The 3,162-nt window shown below is 67.6% G+C and carries 4 protein-coding genes; 3 read left to right on the plus strand and 1 reads right to left on the minus strand.

Annotation, left to right across the window (positions count from 1 at the left end; translation table 11 throughout):
• The coding region (locus tag AC5RUJ_RS13380) for a DUF8805 domain-containing protein (RefSeq protein WP_494155992.1) at positions 1-429 on the minus strand (429 nt) is incomplete at its 3' end.
• 100 nt (positions 430-529) lie between these two features.
• On the opposite strand from AC5RUJ_RS13380, the gene AC5RUJ_RS13385 reads away from it, so the two are divergent.
• The 3 genes from AC5RUJ_RS13385 to AC5RUJ_RS13395 all read left to right on the plus strand — a co-directional run bounded on the left by AC5RUJ_RS13385 (position 530) and on the right by AC5RUJ_RS13395 (position 3,080).
• Entirely contained in the window at positions 530-1,033 is a 504-nt protein-coding gene (locus AC5RUJ_RS13385; RefSeq protein WP_494013866.1) for a hypothetical protein, read from the plus strand.
• A gap of 14 nt (positions 1,034-1,047) precedes the next feature.
• Positions 1,048-1,470 (plus strand): peptide-methionine (R)-S-oxide reductase MsrB, encoded by a 423-nt coding sequence (gene msrB, locus AC5RUJ_RS13390; RefSeq protein WP_494128192.1) that lies wholly within the window; start codon positions 1,048-1,050, stop codon positions 1,468-1,470.
• Between the two features lie 230 nt (positions 1,471-1,700).
• Entirely contained in the window at positions 1,701-3,080 is a 1,380-nt protein-coding gene (locus AC5RUJ_RS13395; RefSeq protein ID WP_494128191.1) for a DUF6421 family protein, read from the plus strand.
• Positions 3,081-3,162: the final 82 nt, after the last annotated feature.

Consider the following 3,162-nt stretch of genomic DNA (forward strand, 5'->3'; position numbering starts at 1 on the left):
ACCGCCCCACCAGCCGCGCGTGGCGGCGGCGAGGTCGCCGGCATACACCTGCTCGACCCTGCGCTGGACCGTGCCTTCCCGCGGCGAGTAGGACGTCACCTCGCCCACCCGCGCCACGGATCGTCCGCCGTCGAAATAGACGCTGTAGACGCCCGGCGCCGTGGTGTCCGGGGTGGCCGGCAGGATGATTTCCTGCTGCGGGCCGGTTCCGACCACGGCCAGGATTTCCAGGTCCTGGACGTGCTCGCGGACCGGGGTGAGCACCTGGCGGGCGAAATAGGAGGCCAGTCCCGACGTCGCTCCGGCCAGCACCGATCCGGCTCCGGCTCCTGCCAAGGCACCGAGCAGCAGCCAGCGGGCACGGGGCAGCTGGCCGTCGCCGGCGGAGGTGTTCCGGCCGGACCGGTCTGAGCGTTCGAACACAGCCATGGGTCCATTCTTGCCGGTGCCGGTGCCGACCGCTAACCGGCGCGGCCGTCGGCGCGCCGCGTTGTTGTCCCCCGCTTGTGCTGCTGATTAGGCTGGGCGCATGACCGAAACCATCGTCGTGCTGACCGAGGAACCGCTCAACGACGCCGACCTGCAGAATTTCGGCTGGCTGGCCGGCGAGCAGACCGCCGCCGGGCAGACCACCTTCCGGGTGCTGATTCCGGAGGACACCAAGCGGAACCTGCTGCTCGATTTCGTCGAGCGGCTGAGCCTGCTGGAGGTCGGCACCGCATTCCGCGAGCTGGCGCACGGCCAGCCGACTCCGGAAGAGGCCCGGCACGAGGCCGACGAAGCCAGGCGCATCTCCGCCAGGCTGCTGGCGGAAGCGGGCTTCAACGCCACCGTGGACATCGTCGAGGACGACGGCGTGTCCGCCCTGGTCAAGTACGTCGCGGAACATCCCGCCGACCGGGCCGTTGTCATCACCCGGCCGCATTCCATTTCCGATACCTTCCATACCGACTGGGCCAACCGGGCACAGGACAAGCTGGGCATTCCGGTCCTGCACCTGTACTCGGGCTCGGGATACATTGGCGACTCGTGAACGTTGGAGAGACTATGAGCAACACAGAGGCCGGACAGTTCCCGGTGACCAAGACCGATGATGAATGGCGGCAGGAGCTGAGCCCGGAGGAATACCATGTGCTCCGCGAGGCCGGCACGGAGCGGCCCTACACCGGCGAATACTGGGACACCCATACCGAGGGGGTCTACAGCTGCCGCGCCTGCGGAGCCGAATTGTTCACCAGCAAGGAGAAGTTCGACTCCCACTGCGGCTGGCCGTCCTTCTGGTCGCCGCTGGCCGAGGGCACGGTGCGCTACCTGCGGGATTCGACTATGGGGATGGAGCGGATCGAAGTCCGCTGCGCCAGCTGCGACTCGCACCTCGGGCACGTGTTCGAGGGCGAGGGCTACGGGACCCCCACGGATCAGCGCTACTGCATCAACTCGGTGTCACTGACGCTGAAGGACACGCAGTAGCTTTTCGTACCGCGCCTCCCCGGGCGCCTTCGGCGCTTCCACGTTTCATCTGATTCAAGCCCGGCCAGCACGAGCCGGGCTTAATCATTCCCGCCCGCCGAGGGGCTGAGCATTACACTTCCTAACCTCCGGCCGCTTTTGACATAAGTAGTGCTGTTGCCTTGCTACGCTCGCTGCATATTCGACGTGAGGCGCCGGGAGACCCGGCCCGACGGAAAGGCGAGGCGACGATGACCATCACCCCCACCCGCAGCAACTCCAGTGCCGCCGTGCACGGCAACCCGGCGCAGCACCCGGCATGGCTGCGCCTGAAAGAGGCGGCCACCGCACTGCGCGGACTCCAGGTCCACGACGGCTCGGTACCGGACGACGGCAACAAACCCGCTGCCGCCGGGCACACGGACGTGATCATCGACGCCATCGGCCAGCTGGCCCCGCTGTTCGAACACGACGCCGACTACCTGGAGAAACTGGTGGTGGACTTCCGCCGCTGGCGCGACGGCGGATTCGGCGTCCCGGACTTCCTGGACTCGCTGCTGGCGTTCCAGCCGCAGCAGCACCGGATCAACGGCCTGCGGCACCTGGTGGTCTTCCCGATGTACACGCAGAACGGCAGCAGCGACCGGTTGGTCGAAGCCGTGCTGATCGAGGTCATCTGGCCGGACTTCATCGGCGAACTGGAATCGGGCTCCTACTCCAACAAGCTGTTCGTGCCCATCCGCTTCCTGGACTTCACGGCCGGCTACGACACCAACTCGGCCGTGCTCTTCCCGGAGACCGTGGCCGTGCGGGAAACCCCCGCCTTCACCTGGGGCGCCATCTTCGCCGACCGCGAGGCGGCCCGGTTCCGCACGGTGGTCCGCGCCGCGGCCGACATCACCTCGCTGGACCTGCCGGAAGAAGCTGCGGCCCTGCTCGATGACCAGCAGTTGACGCAGGAAACTTTTGTCATGTGGGACCTGATCCACGACCGCACGCACATGCGCGGCGACCTGCCCTTCGACCCGTTCATGATCAAGCAGCGGATGCCGTACTTCCTGTACTCGCTGGAGGAACTGCGCTGTGATCTGACCGCCTTCCGCGAGTCGGTGCGCCTGGCCCAGGACGCCACCGCGTCCGATCAGGTCCGCAGGCACGCCCGGCTGGTGCAGTACGCGGTGATCTTCGACCGGATCTTCCGCTTCGCCATCACCGGCAACCGGGTGCGCAACTACGACGGCCTGGGCGGCCAGCTGCTGTTCGCCTGGCTGCACCAGCACCGGGTGCTGCACTGGACGGACGGCAAGCTCTCCATCGACTGGGACAACGTGGCGGACGCCGTCGTCGCCCTGGGCGGGGAAATCGAGGAGCTGTACTGGCGCTCCATCGACCGGCCCAAGGTGGCCCACTGGCTGGCCGCCTACGAGATGCTGACCAAGACACTGACCCCGCACCCGGCCTCGGTCTGGGCCAAGGGCCCCGAGGCCCTGCCGCTGACAGGGCTGCCGCGCGAGGTCACCGACCAGGTCATGGACGACGAGTTCCCGCTGTCGATGTTCTACGAGGCCCTCTCGCGGAAGATGAAGCCGGTGATCGAATCCACCTCGGGGATCACCGGAGAGTCGGCCTGACATGGCCGCCGCCGAATACCAGCGCAACGGCGACGGGCCGCCCGATGCCGAACGGCTGCTGGCCGCCGCGCCCGGCCCCGGC

This window comes from Arthrobacter sp. Y3223164 (genome assembly GCF_059091005.1).